At 71.0% G+C, this 20,565-nt stretch carries 16 protein-coding genes and 1 tRNA gene; 12 read left to right on the top strand and 5 right to left on the bottom strand.

Annotated features, from left to right (window positions below):
* The first annotated feature begins 49 nt into the window (after window positions 1-49).
* The 4 genes from ITJ50_RS01245 to rplL all read left to right on the top strand — a co-directional run bounded on the left by ITJ50_RS01245 (window position 50) and on the right by rplL (window position 3,540).
* Window positions 50-790: a response regulator transcription factor gene (locus tag ITJ50_RS01245; protein WP_017888661.1), complete on the top strand. Its 741-nt coding sequence runs from the start codon at window positions 50-52 to the stop codon at window positions 788-790.
* Window positions 787-2,313 carry a sensor histidine kinase gene (locus ITJ50_RS01240; RefSeq protein ID WP_194589764.1) on the top strand — a complete coding sequence of 509 codons (1,527 nt, stop codon included), beginning with the start codon at window positions 787-789 and terminating at the stop codon, window positions 2,311-2,313. Before ITJ50_RS01245 ends, ITJ50_RS01240 begins: the two co-directional genes overlap by 4 nt.
* Window positions 2,314-2,592: 279 nt before the next feature.
* Window positions 2,593-3,108, top strand: a complete 516-nt coding sequence (rplJ, locus tag ITJ50_RS01235; RefSeq protein WP_017888663.1) for a 50S ribosomal protein L10 — start codon at window positions 2,593-2,595, stop codon at window positions 3,106-3,108.
* Between the two features lie 51 nt (window positions 3,109-3,159).
* The gene (gene rplL, locus ITJ50_RS01230) at window positions 3,160-3,540 is read left to right on the top strand and encodes a 50S ribosomal protein L7/L12 (protein ID WP_194589763.1); all 381 of its coding nucleotides are present in this window, start codon (window positions 3,160-3,162) and stop codon (window positions 3,538-3,540) included.
* A gap of 174 nt (window positions 3,541-3,714) precedes the next feature.
* Here rplL and ITJ50_RS01225 read toward each other — a convergent pair whose 3' ends face one another.
* Window positions 3,715-4,473: a hypothetical protein gene (locus ITJ50_RS01225; RefSeq protein ID WP_194589762.1), complete on the bottom strand. Its 759-nt coding sequence runs from the start codon at window positions 4,471-4,473 to the stop codon at window positions 3,715-3,717.
* 379 nt (window positions 4,474-4,852) lie between these two features.
* Entirely contained in the window at window positions 4,853-6,277 is a 1,425-nt protein-coding gene (locus ITJ50_RS01220; RefSeq protein WP_056070694.1) for an amino acid permease, read from the bottom strand.
* 126 nt (window positions 6,278-6,403) lie between these two features.
* Here ITJ50_RS01220 and ITJ50_RS01215 point away from each other — a divergent pair, with 126 nt between their 5' ends.
* The 5 genes from ITJ50_RS01215 to ITJ50_RS01195 all read left to right on the top strand — a co-directional run bounded on the left by ITJ50_RS01215 (window position 6,404) and on the right by ITJ50_RS01195 (window position 13,150).
* Complete coding sequence (locus tag ITJ50_RS01215) at window positions 6,404-8,278, top strand: ABC transporter ATP-binding protein (protein WP_056070697.1); 1,875 nt, start codon at window positions 6,404-6,406, stop codon at window positions 8,276-8,278.
* A 173-nt stretch (window positions 8,279-8,451) separates the two neighbouring features.
* Entirely contained in the window at window positions 8,452-9,816 is a 1,365-nt protein-coding gene (locus ITJ50_RS01210) for a cystathionine beta-synthase (protein WP_194589761.1), read from the top strand.
* Window positions 9,817-9,829: 13 nt separating this feature from the next.
* A complete protein-coding gene (locus ITJ50_RS01205; protein ID WP_017888669.1) occupies window positions 9,830-10,975 on the top strand; it encodes a cystathionine gamma-synthase in 1,146 nt (381 codons plus the stop codon).
* A 141-nt stretch (window positions 10,976-11,116) separates the two neighbouring features.
* Window positions 11,117-12,547 (top strand): MFS transporter, encoded by a 1,431-nt coding sequence (locus ITJ50_RS01200; protein WP_194589760.1) that lies wholly within the window; start codon window positions 11,117-11,119, stop codon window positions 12,545-12,547.
* Window positions 12,548-12,577: 30 nt separating this feature from the next.
* Entirely contained in the window at window positions 12,578-13,150 is a 573-nt protein-coding gene (locus ITJ50_RS01195; RefSeq protein ID WP_194589759.1) for a substrate-binding domain-containing protein, read from the top strand.
* A gap of 11 nt (window positions 13,151-13,161) precedes the next feature.
* Here ITJ50_RS01195 and ITJ50_RS01190 read toward each other — a convergent pair whose 3' ends face one another.
* A complete protein-coding gene (locus ITJ50_RS01190; protein ID WP_152427349.1) occupies window positions 13,162-13,743 on the bottom strand; it encodes a TetR/AcrR family transcriptional regulator in 582 nt (193 codons plus the stop codon).
* A 227-nt stretch (window positions 13,744-13,970) separates the two neighbouring features.
* Here ITJ50_RS01190 and ITJ50_RS01185 point away from each other — a divergent pair, with 227 nt between their 5' ends.
* Entirely contained in the window at window positions 13,971-15,227 is a 1,257-nt protein-coding gene (locus ITJ50_RS01185; protein WP_194589758.1) for a multidrug effflux MFS transporter, read from the top strand.
* Window positions 15,228-15,266: 39 nt separating this feature from the next.
* Window positions 15,267-17,252, top strand: coding sequence for a helicase HerA-like domain-containing protein (locus ITJ50_RS01180; protein WP_194589757.1), 1,986 nt, complete (start codon window positions 15,267-15,269; stop codon window positions 17,250-17,252).
* A 19-nt stretch (window positions 17,253-17,271) separates the two neighbouring features.
* On the opposite strand, the gene ITJ50_RS01175 is transcribed toward ITJ50_RS01180, so the two are convergent.
* The gene (locus tag ITJ50_RS01175) at window positions 17,272-17,916 is read right to left on the bottom strand and encodes a hypothetical protein (RefSeq protein ID WP_194589756.1); all 645 of its coding nucleotides are present in this window, start codon (window positions 17,914-17,916) and stop codon (window positions 17,272-17,274) included.
* A 299-nt stretch (window positions 17,917-18,215) separates the two neighbouring features.
* Window positions 18,216-18,300, bottom strand: a tRNA-Ser gene (locus ITJ50_RS01170).
* A gap of 121 nt (window positions 18,301-18,421) precedes the next feature.
* Here ITJ50_RS01170 and pta point away from each other — a divergent pair.
* Window positions 18,422-20,530 carry a phosphate acetyltransferase gene (gene pta / locus ITJ50_RS01165; RefSeq protein ID WP_042541121.1) on the top strand — a complete coding sequence of 703 codons (2,109 nt, stop codon included), beginning with the start codon at window positions 18,422-18,424 and terminating at the stop codon, window positions 20,528-20,530.
* Window positions 20,531-20,565 lie beyond the last annotated feature (35 nt).

Raw genomic sequence — 20,565 nt, 5'->3', positions numbered from 1 at the left:
CTGGGCTGGGCCACAGACGACTCATAGGAACTTCTCGATACTCGAAGACGTGACCATCTCCCAGCCCGCAGCAGCCCCGCGCCTCACACGTGCCGACGGAACCCCGTTGCGCATCCTGGTCGTCGACGACGAAGCCAGCCTCACCGACCTGTTGTCCATGGCGCTGCGGTACGAGGGCTGGGACGTGAAGAGCGCGAACGGCGGGCAGGACGCCCTGACGACCGCGCGGGAGTTCAAGCCCGACGCGATGGTGCTCGACGTGATGATGCCCGACCTCGACGGGCTGCAGGTGCTGAGCCGGCTGCGGCAGAACAACGACGACACCCCGGTGCTGTTCCTCACCGCCAAGGACTCCGTCGAGGACCGTGTCACCGGACTCACCGCCGGTGGTGACGACTACGTCACGAAGCCGTTCTCCCTGGAAGAGGTCGTGGCGCGTCTGCGCGGGCTCATCCGCCGCTCGCAGATCTCGATCTCCGAGGCCGGAGACTCGCGCATCGTCGTCGGCGACCTGGTGCTCGACGAGGAGTCGTACGAGGTGCACCGCGCCGGCCGGCCGATCGAACTGACGGCCACCGAGTTCGAACTCCTTCGCTTCCTGATGCGGAACCCCCGTCGCGTGCTCTCGAAGGCGCAGATCCTGGACCGCGTGTGGTCGTACGACTTCGGCGGCAAGTCCTCGGTCGTCGAGATCTACATCTCCTACCTGCGCAAGAAGATCGACGCCGGCGAGACGCCGATGATCCACACGGTGCGCGGCGTCGGGTACGTCATCAAGCCGACCTCGTGACCCTGCGGCGTCGGCTCGTCCTGAGCATCGTCGCCCTCGTCGTCGCCGTGAGTGCGGTGATCGGGGCGGGGAGCATAATCGCGTTGTTCTCGATCCAGCGCTCCGCGATCGACGAGCAGCTGCAGTTCGCCACGAACCGTGCGCAGCGATCCGTCGAGCAGCAGGGCGGGAGCGGCCCGGGTCTGGACATCGGCCGCCCGTCCGGACAAGCGTCCGGGACCCTGACGGTCTACTTCCTCAACGGGGACGTCATCGTCGGGAGCGTGCTGGACAACGCCGGGGGGATCGAGCGTCTCTCGGCGCCGGTGGTCGCGCCGCTCGGCGGGGTGCACGTCGACGGCCGTCCACACACCATCGACCTCGGCGGTGACCTCGGTCGCTACCGGGTGACCGCGGCGACCGTCGGGCCTGCCGTGCTCGTGGTCGGCCTGCCGATGGCACCCGTCTACGAGAGCGTCTGGAAGCTCCTGGGCGTCGTGCTGGTCGTCACCGGACTCGCACTCCTCGCCGCCTCACTGGTCGCCGCCCTCGTGGTCCGGCGCTCCCTGCGGCCGCTCGACCGCGTCGCCGAGACCGCCTCGACCGTCGCGCGCATGCCGCTCGACCGCAGTGACGCCCTCGACGGTGTCCGTGTGCCGGACACCGACCCCCGCACCGAGGTCGGCCGGGTCGGCAGCGCCTTCAACCGGATGCTCGGGCACATCGGCAGTGCGATGCAGGCGCGGGAACGCTCGGAGCAGAAGGTGCGCCAGTTCGTCGCCGACGCCTCGCACGAGCTCCGGACCCCGCTCGCCTCGGTGCGCGGGTACGCCGAGCTCACCCGGCGCATGGGCGGCGACCTGCCGAGGGACGTCGTCTACGCGATGAGCCGCATCGAGTCCGAGTCCATCCGGATGACCTCGATGGTGGAGGACCTGCTGCTCCTCGCCCGACTCGACGAGGGCCGCGAGATCCAGTTCGCCGAGGTCGACCTGACCGGCCTGGTGCTCGACGCCGTGAACGACGCCCACGCTGCCTCACCCGAACACCCCATCGAGGTCGACGTCCCACCGGAGCCGGTCACCATCACGGGGGACGCCGCACGCCTGCACCAGGTCATCGTCAACCTCGTCACGAACGCCCGGACCCACACGCCCGAGGGCACCCGCATCACGGTCGGGCTCGCCCCGGTCGACGGCGGCGTGGACCTGACCGTGCGCGACACCGGCCAGGGCATCGACCCGGAGTTCCTGCCGAAGCTGTTCGAGCGGTTCGCCCGTGCCGACAGCTCGCGCTCCCGCACGGTCGGGTCGACCGGGCTCGGGCTCGCCATCGTCGCCGCGGTCGTGCAGGCGCACGGCGGGCGGGTCGAGGTCACGAGCGAGCCCGGGGACACGGTGTTCACGGTGCACCTGCCGCGCGACCCCGCTGCGGCTGCTGCCGCGGCGGGGTCGGTCGCGTCGTCGTCGTCGGCCGAGCCGGCCGAGGGGGCCGGGTCCGCCGACTGGTCGGCGACGCCCGCTGCGGTGGACCGCACCCACTGACGGAGGGGAGGCGCGGGGCGGGCCCGCACCGCGCCTCCCGACCGCTGTTTGGTCTCGTCCACGGCATCTGCTACTGTTCTCGAAGCCAAAGACCGCCGGATGTCGTGCTGCTTGCAACGTGTTTGTGAACATCGTGACCGAAGGTCCTCACTCGTGAGGCATCCCGCGCAGGTGTTCCGAACCACTCCCACCATCTGGTGAGAGCAGCTCCGAGCCTCTGCGCCGGAGCTTTTTTCGTTCGTGGACCTGGGGCTGCCGGCAAGACCCCCAAGGAGAACCATGGCGAACAAGGAAGCTGCGGTCGCCGAGCTCACGGAGTCCTTCCGTAGCTCGAACGCCGTTCTGCTCACCGAGTACCGCGGTCTCACGGTCGCGCAGCTCAAGGAGCTCCGCAACTCGATCCGTGAGCACGCCACGTACGCCGTGGTGAAGAACACGCTGACCAAGATCGCGGCGAACAACGCCGGCATCTCGTCGTTCGACGACGAACTCGCCGGTCCGTCCGCTCTCGCCTTCGTCCACGGTGACACCGTCGCCGTCGCGAAGTCGCTGCGTGCATTCGCCAAGGCGAACCCCGAGCTCGTGGTGAAGGGCGGTTACTTCGACGGTAACCCGCTCACCGCGACCGAGGTGGACAAGCTCGCCGACCTCGAGTCCCGTGAAGTGCTGCTCGGCAAGCTCGCCGGCGCACTCAAGGCCTCGCTGTTCGGTGCTGCGTACCTGTTCCAGGCACCCCTCTCGCAGGCCGTCCGCACCGTGGACGCCCTTCGCGAGAAGCAGGAGTCCGCGGCCTGATCAGGCTCGCGTTCATCAACCACACGTACTAGCTAGTAGTAGGAGAAAATCATGGCGAAGCTTTCGCAGGACGAGCTCATCGAGGCCTTCAAGGAGCTCACGCTCATCGAGCTCTCGGACTTCGTGAAGAAGTTCGAAGAGGTCTTCGAGGTCACCGCTGCTGCCCCGGCCGCTGCTGCCGCTCCGGCCGTCGCTGCCCCGGCCGAGGCCGCTGAGGAGAAGACCGAGTTCGACGTCATCCTCAAGTCCGCTGGTGACAAGAAGATCCAGGTCATCAAGGAGGTCCGTGGCCTGACGTCGCTCGGCCTCGGTGAGGCCAAGGCGCTCGTCGAGACCGCCGACGCCAAGATCCTCGAGGGTGCGAACAAGGAGACCGCCGACAAGGCGAAGGCGACCCTCGAGGCCGCTGGCGCCACGATCGAGCTCGCGTAGTCTCGACCGTTCCGGTCACGAAGGCCGCTGCCCCTCGGGGTGGCGGCCTTCGTCGTGTGCGGGGTGGGGGCTGTGTGCGGCACCTTCGCCGAGACTCGGCTGAGCGGACACTTTGCCGGCCGCTGGAGCGGGAAGTTGTCCGTTGAGCCGAGACTCGATTGTCGCCGATGCTGCTCACGGAGTGATCAACACCCCGTGCGAACGGAGCAGCGCACGGAACCGGTCGAGGCTCTCGAGGTGCCACCAGGTCACTCGGATGACGGACCGAACTTCTCGGTGGGTACGGATGCGGTCCTCCCGGCGCTTCTCCTGCCAGAGGACCTCGCTGGGATCGCGACCTGCGAGCATCTCGCGGTCGACGTACTTCTGCTTGCCATCGAACTCGACGACGACTCCGGCGTCGGGCAACCAGAAGTCGACTCGGTCACGGAACCCGTTCGTGATGAACTCATGCTGCGGGTGGATGTTGGTCACTCCCAGTTGCACGAGTCGGATCGAAGAGTAGGACTCACCGGGTGACTCGTGTGCCGGATCGAGCGCGGTGGCGACGAGCCGAGCCCTCCGGCCACCGCGCGATGCGGGCGGCGGCAGGTGCTCCTCGAACACTTTCCTGTCGATCGCCTTCATGCGCACTGCATGGTCGATGGCCACGGCGGCGACCGCCGGGTCGCACGTTCGCGCGACGGCCACCGCCGTTCCGAGCGCATCGACCACAGGGACGCCGTCGAATCGACTGGGGCCGAGGCACAGGCCAGCGGGGTCGATGCCGTGTCGAATGAGCCCGACCCGGTGTTCGACACCGACCAGCGTCCAGTCGACGACGTGGATCCGCTCCGGAGCCGGTCCGATCAACGGCCAGCCATGGATGAGTGCAGCCGTGACGTGCGAGAACGCGCTGGTCGGACTCAGGTCAGGAGCGAGAGCCCAAGCCATGGCGAGGTGCTTGTCCGACGTGTCGAGTGCATCCCACACCCGCTTGTCGAGGTAGACACCCGCACGGAGCCGGATGACTCGCCCAGCGGCATGGAGCCGTCGGAGTTGTCGTGCTCGCGATGGATCCGACCGCTCGGCGCGGAGGAGATCGGGGCGTGTGCGGTGAAGCTGCATGATGCGAGTGTGCGGACTCGGATGTGCGCTGTGTGCCCTCCGGCGGGATCTGTGGAGAGCGCAGGTGCACGACTGTCCCGAGGGATGTGCCGAGTCTCGTCTGGGCAGACACTCTCGCGCTCTCGTGAGCCGTAGAGAGTCCGCTTGGCCGAGACTCGCGGGCGGGCGGGCGGGGCGCGGCCGCGGCGGCGTTGCGCGGGGCGCGTCAGCGCAGCGTGCTGTGGCGGCGGCCGTAGGCCAGGTAGAGCAGGGCGCCGGCGACCATCCAGATGCCGAACGCGATCCAGGTGGTGGCGCCGAGGAACACCGCGAGCAGCACGCAGCTCAGGGCGCCGAGGATCGGGACGACGGGGAACAGCGGCACCCGGTACGAGCGCTCCAGGTCGGGCTGCGAGCGACGGAGCACGATGACGGAGACGTTCACCAGGGCGAAGGCGACCAGGGTCCCGATGCTCGTGGCGTCGGCGAGCTCCCCGAGGGGCACGAGCGCGGCGACGATCGTCACGGCGATGCCGATGATCAGCGTGTTCGCGATCGGGGTGCCGGTGCGGCGGGAGACCCGGCCGAAGACCTTCGGAACCAGGCCGTCGCGGGACATCGTGAGCAGGATGCGGGTCTGGCCGTACAGGACGGTGAGCACGACACTGGCGATGGCGACGACCGCCCCGATCGAGAACACGAGGGCGACGAGCGGCTGCCCCGTGACGTCGACCACGATGCGGACGAGCGACGCCTCGGACGACGAGAACGCCGTCCACGAGCGGGCCCCGATGGCGGCGATCGCGACCAGGATGTACAGCGCCGTGATGAGCGCGATGGAGCCGATGATCGCCCGTGGCAGGTCACGGCGGGGGTTCTTCGCCTCTTCACCTGCGGTCGAGGCCGCGTCGAAGCCGATGTACGAGAAGAACAGCCGTGACGCCGCTGCGGTGACCCCGGCGGCGCCCATCGGTGCGAGCGGCTCGAAGTTCTGCGCCCGGAACGCCGTGAACGCCACGACGACGAAGAAGACCAGCAGGGCGATCTTCACGACCACCATGACCGTGTTCACCCAGGCGCTCTCGCGGGCTCCTGGCAGCAGCACGACGGTGGCGAGCAGGACCAGGACCGCGGCGGGCAGGTTGACCACGCCGCCGTCGACCGGGGGAGCGGCGAGCGCGGTGGGCAGGTGCAGCCCGAACACGCGGAGGGTCTCGTCGACGTACTCGCTGGCACCCACGGCGACCGCGGCCACCGAGACGGCGTACTCGAGCACCAGGCACCAGCCGCAGATCCAGGCGATGCCCTCGCCCATCGTGGCGTAGGTGTACGAGTAGCTGGATCCCGAGGTCGGGACGGCACCGGCCATCTCGGCGTACGACAGCGCCGAGAGCAGCGCGGCGATCCCCGCGACGACGAACGAGATCCAGACCGCGGGACCGGCGAGCGGGACCGCGGTACCGAGGACGACCAGGATGCCGGTGCCGAGCGTGGCCCCGACGCTGATCATCGTCAGCTGCCAGACCCCGAGCGACCGACGGAGCGGTTCACCGTTCACCCCGCGGGAGGCTTCGGCCTGCAGCTGCTCGATCGGCTTGCGGCGGGCGAGCTGCGCCCCCAGGGACGTGGGACGTGACGGCGCGGACGACATGGGACCTCGGTGGTGCGGGGACGGGGACGGCACATGCTCGCACGCCCCCTGAACGGGGTCAAATACTGCGGTGCTGTGGAGAGGACGGTCGATGTCCGAGCGCGGGGCTACGGTGGCTCCATGAGCATGGGACACAGCGGGCGGGGTGGTGGTCCGCGCGGGAGCGGACGCATCTCGAGCGGTGACTTCCGCGCGCAGAAGGCCGCCAACGCCGAGGCGCCGAAGATCCCGCACCTGGTCCGTCGCATCGCCGCGCTCTTCGAGCCGCACCGCCGGGCGATCGGGCTCACGATCGTCCTCGTGCTGGTCGGCGCGGCCATCTCGGTCGTGCCGCCGCTGCTCACCCAGCAGGCGTTCGACCGCGGGCTGTTCCCGCCGTCCGGCCGCCCCGACGTCCCGGTGCTGGTCGAGCTCGTGTCCGCCATGGTCCTGCTCTGGATCGCGAGCGCCGGGGTCGGCGTGTGGCAGACGTACCTGACCGCGACCGTCGGCAACAAGGTCATGGGTGCGATGCGGATGCGCCTGTTCGCGCACCTGCAGCGGATGGAACTCGCGTTCTTCACCCGCACCAAGACCGGCGTCATCCAGTCGCGCCTGCAGAACGACGTCGGCGGTGTGGCGAGCGTGCTGAACAACACGATCTCGTCGGTGCTCGGCAACACCGTGACCGTGATCGCCGCCGTGGTCGCGATGCTGCTGCTGAGCTGGCAGATGACGCTCGTCGCCGTGGTCTTGCTCCCGCTGCTCGTCATCGCGCAGCGGCGGGTCGGGCAGGTGCGGGCGCGGATCGCCGGGCAGACGCAGGAATCGCTGTCCGACATGACGGCCATCACGCAAGAGGCCCTGAGCGTCTCCGGCATCCTGCTCGCGAAGAGCTTCAACCAGCAGGCCAGCGAGACCCGCCGCTACGGGGACGAGAACCGCAACCAGATCACCCTGCAGGTGCGGCAGCAGATGTCCGGGCAGTGGTTCTTCGCCATCGTGCAGATCTTCCTGTCGATCATCCCGGCGATCATCTACGTCGTCGCCGCGTACCTGATCCTCGGCGACGTCCCGATCACGGCCGGCACGATCGTCGCGTTCACGACGGTGCAGTCCCGCCTGCTGTTCCCGACGGTCGGGCTGTTGCGCGTGGTCCTCGACCTGCAGACCTCCGGTGCGCTCTTCGCCCGCATCTTCGAGTACTTCGACCTCGAGCCGGCCATCACGGACTCGCCGACCGCGCAGCCCGTGGACGAGTCGAAGGTCGGCCACGTCGCCTTCGAGGACGTCGTCTTCACCTACCCCGACGGTGAAGCCGACAAGCCGACCCTGCGCGGGGTGTCGTTCGAGCTCCACCCCGGGCAGTTCGCCGCCTTCGTCGGGCCCTCCGGCGCCGGCAAGACGACGGTGTCCTACCTGGTGCCCCGGCTGTACGAGGCCACCGAGGGGTCCGTGCGGTTCGCCGGCCAGGACGTCCGCGACCTGGTGCACGAGGACCTCATGCGGCACGTCGGCATCGTCAGCCAGGAGACGTACCTGTTCCACGCCACGATCGGCGAGAACCTGCGGTACGCCAAGCCCGACGCCACCGACGACGAGCTCGAGCGAGCGGCCCGCGCGGCGAACATCCACGACACGATCGCGTCGTTCCCGGACGGCTACGACACCGTCGTGGGGGAGCGCGGCTACCGGCTGTCCGGTGGCGAGAAGCAGCGCATCGCCATCGCCCGGGTCATGCTCAAGGACCCGCCGGTGCTCGTCCTCGACGAGGCCACCAGTGCGCTCGACTCCATCTCCGAACACGTCGTGCAGACGGCCCTCGACACCGCGGCGGCCGGTCGGACCACCATCTCGATCGCGCACCGGCTCTCCACGATCCGCGACGCCGACGTCATCTTCGTCCTCGACCACGGCCGGATCGTCGAGCAGGGCACACACGACGAACTCCTGGCCCTCGACGGCACGTACGCGCAGCTGCACCGGCAGCAGAACACGACGGCGGACGTCGTCCGCCCCTGACGGCGGTGGTCCGGACCGGGTGCCGGACAGGAGGCCCGGGGCGGCGTCCGCACGGGCCTCCCGTCCGCCGCGCAGCGCGACCAGGCCGGGCGACCGGCGAGGCGATCAGGATGCGTTGTCCGCGCACGACACATCCCAGCGCGACGCAGGGACCGCGTCCTAGACTCCATGCCGTGCGTTACGCGAACTCCGTCGTCGACCTGGTCGGCGACACCCCGCTCGTCAAGCTCAACCGGGTGACCGAGGGGGTGCGGGCGACCATCCTGGTGAAGGTCGAGTACCTGAACCCCGGTGGGTCGTCGAAGGACCGCATCGCCACCCGGATCATCGACGCGGCCGAGGCCTCCGGCGACCTGCGTCCCGGCGGCACCATCGTCGAACCGACCTCCGGCAACACCGGCGTCGGCCTGGCCCTGGTCGCACAGCAGCGCGGCTACCGGTGCGTGTTCGTGCTGCCCGACAAGGTCGGCGAGGACAAGCGCAACGTCCTGACGGCGTACGGCGCCGAGATCGTCGTCACCCCGACCGCGGTCGCGCCCGAGGACCCCGAGTCCTACTACTCGGTGTCGGACCGGCTCGTGCAGGAGATCCCGGGCGCCTACAAGCCGAACCAGTACGCCAACCCGAACGGCCCCCGCAGCCACTACGAGACCACCGGTCCGGAGATCTGGCGCGACACCGAGGGGCAGATCACCCACTTCGTCGCGGGCGTCGGCACCGGCGGCACGATCTCGGGCACCGGACGGTACCTGAAGGAGGCGTCCGGCGGCGGCGTCCGCATCGTCGGGGCCGACCCCGAGGGCTCCGTGTACTCCGGCGGTACCGGTCGTCCGTACCTGGTCGAGGGCGTCGGCGAGGACTTCTGGCCGAGCGCCTACGACGCCGGCGTGCCGGACGAGATCATCGCCGTGTCGGACGCCGACTCCTTCGCGATGACCCGTCGTCTGGCGCGCGAAGAAGGACTGCTCGTCGGCGGGTCGAGCGGCATGGCCGTCGTCGCGGCACTCCGCGCCGCCCGTGACCTGACCGAGGACGACGTCGTGGTGGTGCTGCTGCCGGACGGCGGACGTGGGTACCTCGGCAAGATCTTCAACGACCGGTGGATGCGCTCGTACGGGTTCGCCGAGACCGACGACGAGCGCACCGTCGGCTCGCTCATCGCCGGCAAGGACGGCCGCCTGCCCGACCTGGTGCACGCGCACCCGACGGACACCGTGCGCGACGTCGTCGACATCATGACCACGTACGGCGTCTCGCAGATGCCCGTGCTCAACGCGGAGCCGCCCGTCGTCATCGGCGAGGTCGTCGGTGCCGTCGAGGAGAAGGCACTGCTCGAGCAGGTCTTCACCGGTACCGCGAAGATGTCGGACGCCCTGTCGGACTTCGTCGGCGACCCACTGCCGCTCATCGGCGTCGGCGAGTCGGTGTCAGCGGCTCGCCGTGCGCTCGAGTCGGCCGACGCGTTCCTCGTCGTCGCGGACGGCAAACCCGTCACCGTGCTGACCCGGCACGACCTCCTCACCTACCTCTCCGAGTAAGGAACCACCGAGCATGACCGAGTTCAGCACCCGGGCCGTCCACGCCGGCCAGGAGCCCGACGAGACCACCGGCGCCGTCATCCCGCCGATCCACCTGACGTCGACCTACGTGCAGGACGGCGTCGGTGGCATGCGCAACGGCTACGAGTACTCCCGCGCCGGCAACCCGACGCGTGACTCGCTGCAGGTGCTCCTGGCCGATCTGGACGGTGGCGTCGCAGCGTCGTCGTTCGCGTCCGGACTCGCCGCCGAGGACGCCCTGCTCCGCGCCGCGCTGGTCCCCGGTGGCCGCGTCGTGATGGGCAACGACGTGTACGGCGGCACCCACCGCCTGGTGAGCCGGCTGCACGTGCCGTGGGGCGTCGAACTCGTCGTCGTCGACATGAGCGACCTCGACCAGGTCCGGGCAGCGCTGCAGGGCGCACCGGCCACCACCGTGCTCTGGGTCGAGACGCCGACGAACCCGCTCATGAAGATCGCCGACATCGCCGCGCTCGCGACCCTCGGGCACGAGTCGGGCGCGCTGGTGGTCGTCGACAACACCTTCGCGTCGCCGTACCTGCAGCAGCCGCTGTCGCTCGGCGCCGACGTCGTCGTGTACTCGACCACGAAGTACCTCGGCGGACACTCCGACGTCGTCGGCGGCGCCGTCGTGCTGGCGGACGAGGAGCTCGCGGCGAAGGTGCAGTTCCTGCAGTTCGGCGCCGGTGCGATCTCGTCGCCGTTCGACGCCTACCTGACCACCCGTGGCATCAAGACGCTCGCCGTGCGGATGGAGCGGCACTCGCGGAACGCGCAGGCCGTCGCCGAGGCCCTCGTCGTCGCGCCGGGTGTCGAGCGCGTCTACTACCCGGGCCTGCCCGACCACCCGGGGCACGACGTCGCCGCCCGTCAGATGCGCGGGTTCGGCGGGATGCTCTCGGTCGCCCTGTCCGGTGGTGCCGAGGCCGCCAAGCGGTTCGCGGAGTCGACGGAGCTGTTCGCCCTGGCCGAGTCGCTCGGCGGTGTGGAGTCGCTCATCGGGTACCCGAGCGAGATGACCCACGCGTCGGTGAAGGGCACCGAACTGGCCGTGCCGGAGAACGTCGTGCGGCTGTCGGTGGGCATCGAGGACGCCGGCGACCTGGTGGCGGACCTGGAGCAGGCGCTGACGCGCTGACGCGGGACCTGCTGCCGCGCTGACGCGCGCCCGCGGGACCTGCTGCCGGGCTGACGTGCGCCCGCGGGACCTGCTGCCGCGCTGACGCGCGCCCGCGGGACACGCTGACGCGTCGTCGGCGGCCGCCCCTACGATGATCGGGTGAGCACGACGGCGTCGCGGACCAGCCTGTTGAGCGGGCCGTACGCCCTGGCGACGATCGGCATGGTCGCGATCGTCGGCGTCGCGGCGTTCCAGAACCTGGCGATGACGACGATCATGCCGGTGATCAGCCGCGACCTGGACGGCGAGACCCTGTACGCGCTCGCCTTCGCCGCCCCGCTCGCCGCCGGGGTGCCCGGCATGGTGCTCGCCGGCAACTGGAGCGACCGCGCGGGCGGCCGGATCGTGGCCTGGGTGTCGGCGGTGTTCTTCGCGGTGGGGACCGCCGTGGTGATGCTCGCGCCGACCATGGAGGTGTTCCTGGCCGGGCGGCTCATCGAGGGCTTCGGCGCCGGGGCCATCGACGTGGTGCTGTACGTGCTGGTCGCCCGGATCTTCCCCGCGGAGCTGCACGGACCGGTGTTCGCCGGGTTCGCCGCCGCCTGGGTGGTGCCGGCACTGATCGGCCCTGCCCTGGCCGGCATCGTCACCGACACCTGGAACTGGCACTGGGTGTTCGCCGGGGCCCTGGTGATCGCGCTCGCCGCGTTCGTCCTGCTCGTGCCGACGCTCGGCCGGCTGCACCCTCCGGCGGCGGCGCTCCGCCCACCGTGGCAGCGGGTCCGGATCGGCTGGTCGGTGGCCGCGGCCGTGTCGATCCTGCTGCTCAACGTCGCGCCCGACCTGACCCCGTGGGGCATGGTCGCAGCCGTCGTCGTCGGGCTGGTCGGCACCTGGTTCGCCCTGCGGCCGCTGCTGCCGACCGGCACGTTCCGGGCCGCGGCCGGGTTGCCGTCGGTCGTGCTGCTGCGGGGGCTCGTCGCCGCGTCCTTCTTCGGGAGCGAGGCGTACGTGCCGTTCCTGCTGCAGGCCGAACACGGGCTGTCACCGTCGGCTGCCGGACTCGCCCTGACGGTGGCGGCGATCAGCTGGGCCGCGTCGAGCTGGGCGCACGGCCGCCTGGGGGAGCAGCGGCTCACCGCCCGTCGGACCTTCGGGGCCGGACTCGCACTCGTGCTCGTGAGCCTGGTCGCAGCGCTCGCGGTGGCCACGTTCGACCTGTCGTGGTGGGTGCTGGTCGCCGGCTGGTTCGTCGGCGGCGCGGGCATGGGAGCGATCTACCCCCGCGCGTCGATGCTGACCCTGCGCTTCTCGGGTGAGGGCGACGACGGGTTCGCGAGCTCGGCCCTGACGATCGCGGACGCCGCGGGCAGCGTGATCGGCCTCGCGGTGACCGGCCTGCTCTTCACCGCGACCGGCGGAGCCGACGGGACGGTGTCGTTCCCGCTGGTGTTCGCGGCGATGATCGGCTTCGCAGGCGTCGCGATCGCGGCCGTCCGACGGCTCGGCCCGGTGCCGGCACCGGCGACGACGGCCTCGGCGGGCCCGGGCGGAGCCGTGTCGTCGTCGCAGGGCCCGGCCGCCGGGTAGCGTGGCACACCGGACCGAAGAGGAGACACCGTGCTGCGCATCGTCGCCGTGACCGTCGCCCTGGCGGCGGCCCTGACCCTGGCCGGGTGCCAGGGGACGACGTCGGCTGCCCCCACGCCGGTGCAGAGCACCGACCTGACGAGCTCCGACGGGGGCTTCGACCAGCAGGCAGTGATCGGTGTCGTCCTGGTCCACGGCGACGCGGCCCTGGCCGACCGGCTCCGCACCGACCTGGCCGACGCCGGGTTCCGGCCCGACGTCCGCGTCGCTCCGGCATCGGGTGCCGCTGCATCCCAGCGGACCGCGGTCGCCCAGCTCGTCCGCAAGGGCGCCAAGGCCCTGCTCGTGCACCCCGCCCGGGCCTCTGCACTGACCGGCGTGGTCCAGACCGCCCACGACGCCGGGGTCGTGGTGGTGTCCCTCGGGGAACCGCTGCCCGCGACCGGCACCGGTGGCGACGGGGTGTCCGCCGACTACCGCGTGCCGTCAGAGGGCGACGACGCGGCCACCGCGGCGGCGGCGGTCCAGGTCGTGCAGTCCCTGCAGCGTGGTGAGAAGCCGGAGAGCGAGCCCACCGACGGCGAGACGGCCGACGCCGAGTAGGAGCAGTCCGCTCAGCTCCACCACGCCGGGAACGACAGCGTGATCGTCTCCACCAGCGCCTTCCGCGACCGTCGGGGCCCGGCGAGCCAGGCCTCGATCGCCCCGACGAACCCCTGCGCCACGAACCCCGCGGCGACGTCGTCGAGCAGGTCAGGCCGACGGGCGGGGTCGAGCTCGCGGATGTGCAGGGCGCTCGACACCGTGAAGTGCTCGACGAGCAGCCGGTGCAGCGAGGCGTCGTTCGGGTCGGGGAGGGCCTTGCCGTAGATGTCGCGGTGCGTCATCACGTGCTCGACGACGGCGTTGATGCCGCGCCGGGTGATGGTCGCGAGTTCGTCGGCTCCGGCGCCCCGGTCGGCGGCGGCCCGGCGGTCGTCGGCGTCCTCCTGCCGGATGCGGTCGAGCTCCGGTGTCAGGACGTCGGCGAGCAACGACCCGGGGGAGACCGCGTGCGAGTAGAACGTGGCGCGGTTGATCCCTGCGGCACGTGTGACGTCGGCGACGGTGATCTCCGAGACCGGTCGGTCTGCGGCGAGACGCAGGATCGCCTCGCGCAGTGCTGCTGTGGTGTGCAGGATCCGGGCATCCACCATGACGCCCACCCCCTTCTGATCCGCTTCACCCGGAAGGCCCCCGAGCAGTCCGACGCTACCGCATGGTCCGCGCGCGGCAGCGGGACAGCACGAGCCGCTTCACGCGGGCGGCCGGCACCGGCGGCGCCGAGCACACACGGGCGACCGTAGGATGGTTCCGCGGACGAATCGATTCGATCGGCCCGCGATCACCCTCCGCCCCCTCATCGTCGAAGGACTCCTGTCTCGTGACCGCGCCCGCCACCACCGGTTCGCTCCGGGTCGTCCTGCACCCGGGAGACTCGCTCTCCCGCAGGCAGCGACTCGTCTACGTCTTCGTCCTGGGCGCCCTGACGGCGCTCGGCCCGTTCACGATCGACCTCTACCTGCCGGCGTTCCCGGCGATCAAGGACCAGTTCGGCGTCACCGACGGCGCGGTCCAGCTGACGCTCACCGCGACGACGCTCGGCTTCGCCATCGGGCAGCTCCTGGTCGGCCCGTGGAGCGACAAGGTGGGCCGCCGCCTGCCGCTGATCATCGCGACGACGGTGCACATCGCCGCCTCGATCGGTGCGGCGACCGCACCGGACATCGAACTGCTCGCGGTGTTCCGCGTGCTGCAGGGCATGGGTGCCGCGGCCGGTGGTGTGGTGGCGATGGCGACGGTGCGCGACCTGTTCGGCGGCAAGCCGCTGGTGCGCATGTTGTCCCGACTGGCGATGGTGAACGGCCTCGCGCCGATCCTCGCACCGCTCATCGGTTCGCAGATGCTGCAGTTCACCAGCTGGCGCGGCATCTTCGTCTTCCTCGCCTGCTACGGCCTCGCCGTGGTGATCGCCTCGGTCCTGCTCATCGTCGAGACCCTGCCGCCGGCCCGCCGGCACGAGGCCGGGCACTCCACCATCGGCCAGCGCTACAAGGCGCTGTTCTCCGACCGGATCTTCGTCGGCGTCGCGCTCATCGGCGCGATGGTGTTCAGCGGCCTGTTCTCGTACCTCAGCGCGTCGCCGTTCCTGTTCCAGCAGGTCTACGGTCTCGACGCGCAACAGTACGGACTGCTCTTCGCGGTCAACTCGGTCGGGGTCGTCCTCGGTGTGCAGATCTCGTCGCGGCTCGCCCAGCGTGTCGGTCCGCAGTGGATCCTGACGTGCTCGACCGCGACCCTGCTGCTGGCGTCGCTCGCGATCATCGTCCTCGACCAGCTCGGTGCCGGTCTGGTCGGCGTGCTCGTGCCGCTCTGGTTCTTCATCGCCGCGTGCGGGTTCTCGTTCCCGCTCGTCCAGGTCATCGGTCTCGCCGCCCACGGGAAAGAGGCGGGGACCGCCGCCTCGGTACTCGGCGCCCTGAACTTCGGCGTCGCCGGGCTCATCTCGCCGGTGGTCGGCTGGCTCGGCATCACGACGGCCAGCCCGATGGCGATCGTGATGGCGTCGACCGCCGCCGTCGCGATCCTCGTGCTCTGGTTCGTGGTCCGCCCCAGGACGGTCCCCGCGCTCACGCACTGACCCCGAACCGCCGCGGGTCAGACTCCCTAGGCTGTGCCCATGAGCGACGCGACGGAGCGGGCACGGGCGGCTGCCGAGGCAGCGAGGCAGGCTGCCGACGAGGCACGTCGGCTCGCCGACGAAGCGGTGCTGCGCGCCGAGGAGCTCGCCGCCGCCCTGACGGCGGAGGAGCAGGCGAGCCTGACCCCCGACGCGGAACCCGCGGTCGTCGGGTCCCCGCCACCCACCGGCCAGGAGGCGCGGCTCGCCCCCGACGCGGAGCCCACCGCTCCGGTCGCACCGGTTCCGAGCACCCCTGGCGTGGCGGTCGACGCGACCGCCCCGGATCCGGTGGCGACGACGGCGACCGGCACCGTGCCTCCCGTCCGTGCCGAAGCCGGCCCGCTCGGACCGGACGCGGTCGCCGCGGTCCGCGACGGCTACGCCGTCGACGGCGGCGCGATCGAACTCGGCGCCCTGGTCAACGGCGTAGCTGTGCCCGACGTGCAGGTCCGGATCCCGCTCGCGATGCTGAACCGGCACGGGCTGGTGGCGGGGGCGACCGGCACCGGCAAGACCCGGACGCTGCAAGTGCTCGCCGAGCAGATCGCGGCGAACGGGGTGCCCGTGTTCGCCGCCGACGTCAAGGGCGATCTGTCGGGTCTGGCCGTCGCGGGGCAGGCGAACGACAAGCTCCTCGACCGCACCGCGGGCATCGGTCAGCAGTGGCAGGGCGTCGCGAGCCAGGCCGAACTGTTCTCGCTGGGCGGGCAGGGCACCGGCGTGCCGATCCGTGCCACCGTGTCGGGCTTCGGACCGCTGCTGCTGTCGAAGGTGCTCGGGCTGAACGACACGCAGGAGTCCTCGCTCGGCCTGGTGTTCCACTACGCCGCGCAGCAGGGCCTCGCGCTGTTGGACCTCGACGACCTGCGGAGCGTGCTGACGTTCCTGGTGAGCAACCAGGGCAAGGGGGAACTCGCCGAGCTCGGGGGCCTGTCGAAGCAGACCGCCGGGGTGATCCTGCGCGAGCTCGTCACCTTCGCCGACCAGGGTGCCGACCAGTTCTTCGGCGAGCCCGAGATCGACACACAGGTGTTCCTGCGGACGGCGGCGGACGGGCGGGGGATCGTCAGCCTGCTCGAGGTGCCCGGTGTGCAGGACCGGCCGGAGGTCTTCTCGACGTTCCTGATGTGGTTGCTGGCCGACCTGTTCAACGAGCTGCCCGAGGTCGGCGACCAGGAGAAGCCGAAGCTCGTGTTCTTCCTGGACGAGGCGCACCTGTTGTTCAGCGGTGCGTCGAAGGACTTCACCGAGCAGATCGTGCGGACCGTTCGGCTCATCCGGTCGAAGGGCGTCGGGGTCTTCTTCGTGACGCAGACCCCGAAGGACGTGCCGAACGACGTGCTCGCGCAGCTCGGATCGCGCATCCAGCACCAGCTCCGCGCGCACACGCCGGACGACGCGAAGGCGCTCCGGGCGACGGTGTCGACGTACCCGACGAGCGACTACGACCTGGGGGAGGTGCTCACGTCGCTCGCGACCGGTGAGGCGATCGTCACGGTGATGAACGAACGTGGTGCTCCGACCCCGGTCGCGTGGACCCGGCTGCGCGCACCGCAGGGGTCGATGGACCCGATGCCGGCCGACGAGATGGCCGCCCGGGTGCAGGCCTCACCGCTCCTGGCGACCTACGGCACCCGCGTCGACCCGGACTCGGCCCGCGAGGTGCTCGCGCGTCGTATGGAGGCCGCGGCCGCCGAGGCCGCTGCTGCTGCCGAAGCGGCCGCTGCGGACACCGCCGCGGACGCGTCGGCGGTCGAGGCCCAGCGGGAGTTCGAACGGCAACAGCGGGAGTTCGAGCGTGCCGAGCGGGCGTCGGAGTCGCGGCGTTCCGGTCGGACCGGTGGTTCCGGTCGGACGACCCGGCCCGGGACGCGGCGCTCCGCGGACGACCCGCTGACCGATCTGCTCGGCGCAGGGCTCGGCGGGACCATCGCGAAGGAAGTGGTCCGGGGGATCTTCTCGACGCTGCGGCGGCGACGCTGACCGTTGCCGTGCGGCTGGTTCAGCGGGCGTCGAGGCCGGCGAACTCGACGGCGAGCAGCCCGCCGACGACCAGCACGACGAGGCCGCCGACGAGCAGGAACGCCGCACGCTGCTCGTACCAGGCGCGGCTCGTCGGGTACCGCTTCGCGAAGGTGCGGACCGAGACCGGCCGAGCGTCCTCGACGACCTGCACGCCGAGCGCGTCGACCACCCGGTCGAGTCCGTCGTCGCCCCAGACGTCGGCCCGGAGCCGGAACAGGTGGGTGCCGATCCGGTCGAACGCGACGAGTTCTCGCACGGTCCGGTCCACCGACGAGCCGAACGTCGTGGCGAGGACCAGGCTGTGCACGCGGTCACGGGGGATCCGGCGGTGCGCGGTGAGCACCCCGCGGATCGTCACGCCGTCGTCGTCGATCCCGATGAACGCGGTGTGCAGCCGGACGAACACGACGCCGACGGCCGCGGCCATCGCGACGACGATGCCGGCGAAGACAGCCCAGGTGCGGAACGGGAACGAGACCCAGACCAGGGCGACGGCGAGCGGCACGGCCGAGAAGGCGATGCTCAGCGCCGTGGAGCGGACGAGCGAGCGGCGCGGGCGGAGGACCGTGTCGAAGACGGACAGGCGAACGGACACGGCCGCCGGCACGGTGGTTTCCCCCATGGCGCGTCTCCTCGTCCCCTCGGGTGTTCCGGGCACGCTGACCAGCACGCCTTCCGAGCGACGCCCCTGCCGCCCGATGCACCGCGGTCGGCTCGTCCCGGAGCCGTTCGCTCGGCCAGCATAGGCGACCGACGGGTATCGGGGACAGCCCGTTCCACCCCTGATCAGCGTTTCCCGGCCAACGCAGGGGCACCAGGGCACGTGCTGGTCCGCCGGGTGGGGGACCACTGCGCCTGCGGAACGACCAAGGACCCACACCGAGCCGGTGCGGGTCCTTCGTTCGTGCTGCTCGTTCGCTGCGGAGAATGGGGGATTCGAACCCCCGAGGGCTTGCACCCAACACGCTTTCCAAGCGTGCGCCATAGGCCACTAGGCGAATTCTCCTGACACCGTCTCGCGACGGCGACACCCAATGGTACAGGTTCTGCGCGGTGCTCACGACCGCGTGTCGTCGGTGCCGGTGCTCCCAGATGTCGTGACACGTCCGGCGACTACCCTGGGCGTCGTGTCGACCCGCATCTACATCACGTCAGCAGAAGGGCACACGGGCAAGAGCACCGTCGCCCTCGGTGTCCTCGAGACCCTCGCCCGGTCCGTCGGCCGCGTCGGCGTGTTCCGTCCCGTCGCCCGCTCGGTCGTCGAACCCGACTACGTCCTCGAACTGCTGCTGCAGCACACGGCCGTCGGCATCTCCTACGACGACGCCGTCGGGGTCACCTACGACGACGTGCACGCCGACCCCGAGGCGGCGCTCGGCACCATCGTCACCCGGTTCGCCCAGGTGGAGCGGCAGTGCGACGCCGTCGTGGTGCTCGGGTCCGACTACACCGACGTGGGCAGCCCCACCGAGCTGTCCTTCAACGCGAAGGTCGCCGCGAACCTCGGCGCCCCGGTGCTCCTCGTGCTGGGTGGCCGCGACGCCGCCGAGCGTGCGGCCCGCACCCCTGAGGGCATGGCGCAGGTCGCGGACGTCACGACGAGCGAGCTGCGGGCGGCACACGCGCAGCTGTTCGGCGTCGTGGTGAACCGCGCCGACCCGGACGCCCTCGCCGCCATCGTGACGAGCGTCGAGCAGGCCGTGCACGACGACCACCCCGACGTCCCGGTGTGGGCGATCCCCGAGGACCGCGTGCTCGTCGCCCCGACCGTCCGCGCTCTGCTGCAGGCCACCGGTGCCACCCTGGTGCGCGGTGACGACGCCCTGCTCGACCGCGAGGCACTCGGCACCGTGGTCGCGGGCATGAGCATGGAGAACGTCCTGCCCCGGCTGATCGAGGGCGGCATCGTCGTGGTCCCCGGTGACCGGAGCGACGTCCTCATCGCCACGCTGCTCGCCAACCAGTCCGAGACGTTCCCGAGCCTGGCCGGCGTCATCCTGAACGGCGGGTTCGAGATCGCCCCGCAGGTGTCCCGGCTGCTCGAGGGCCTGTCGAGCTCGCTGCCGATCGCGCAGAACGACCTCGGGACGTACGACACCGCCCTGCGCATCACCCAAACCCGTGGCCGTCTGGCCGCGGACTCGCCCCGGAAGGCCGACCTGGCGCTCGCGCTGTTCGAGCAGCACGTCGACGCCGAGGCCCTGCGCGACCGCCTGCAGCTCGCCCCCTCCGGCGTCGTCACCCCGCTGATGTTCGAGCACGGCCTGCTCGACCGGGCCCGCAGCTACGGCAAGCGCATCGTCCTGCCCGAGGGCGAGGACGACCGCATCCTCCGCGCCGCCTCCACCCTGCTGCAGCGCCAGGTCTGCGACCTCACGATCCTCGGCGACCCCGCCGCCATCCGCACCCGGGCGACCGAGCTCGGCCTCGACCTCGAGGCCGCGCAGCTCGTCTCGCCGTTCGACCCCGAGCTGCGCGAACGCTTCGCCGAGGAGTACACCCGGCTCCGCGCCCACAAGGGGATGTCGATCGAGCTCGCCCGCGACACCGTCACCGACGTCTCGTACTTCGGCACGATGATGGTGCAGCTCGGGCTCGCCGACGGCATGGTCTCCGGCGCGAAGCACACCACGGCGCACACCATCCGACCGTCGTTCGAGATCATCAAGACCCGTCCGGACACCTCGATCGTGTCGAGCGTGTTCCTGATGGCGCTCGCCGACCGCGTGCTGGTCTACGGCGACTGCGCGGTGATCCCGGACCCGACGAGCGAGCAGCTCGCCGACATCGCGATCTCCTCCGCCGAGACCGCGACCCAGTTCGGCATCGACCCGCGCGTCGCCATGCTCAGCTACTCCACCGGCGACAGCGGCTCCGGCGCCGACGTCGACAAGGTGCGCGCCGGCACCGCGTTCGTGCGGGAACGCCGCCCCGACCTGCTGGTGGAGGGCCCGATCCAGTACGACGCCGCGGCCGACCCCACGGTCGCGTCGACCAAGATGCCGGACTCCCCGGTGGCCGGCCGGGCGACGGTGTTCATCTTCCCGGACCTCAACACCGGCAACAACACGTACAAGGCCGTGCAGCGCTCGGCCGGTGCCGTGGCGATCGGCCCGGTCCTGCAGGGTCTGCGCAAGCCGATCAACGACCTGTCGCGCGGCGCCCTGGTGGGCGACATCGTGAACACCGTCGCGATCACCGCGATCCAGGCCGGCACCGCGACCGACGCGGCCTGACCGCCCGACCCGCACCGCGCCTCCAGGCCCGACAG

Source organism: Curtobacterium sp. VKM Ac-2889, assembly GCF_015350855.1.
Lineage (GTDB): Bacteria > Actinomycetota > Actinomycetes > Actinomycetales > Microbacteriaceae > Curtobacterium > Curtobacterium poinsettiae.
This window is presented reverse-complemented; position numbering and strand designations above follow the sequence as displayed.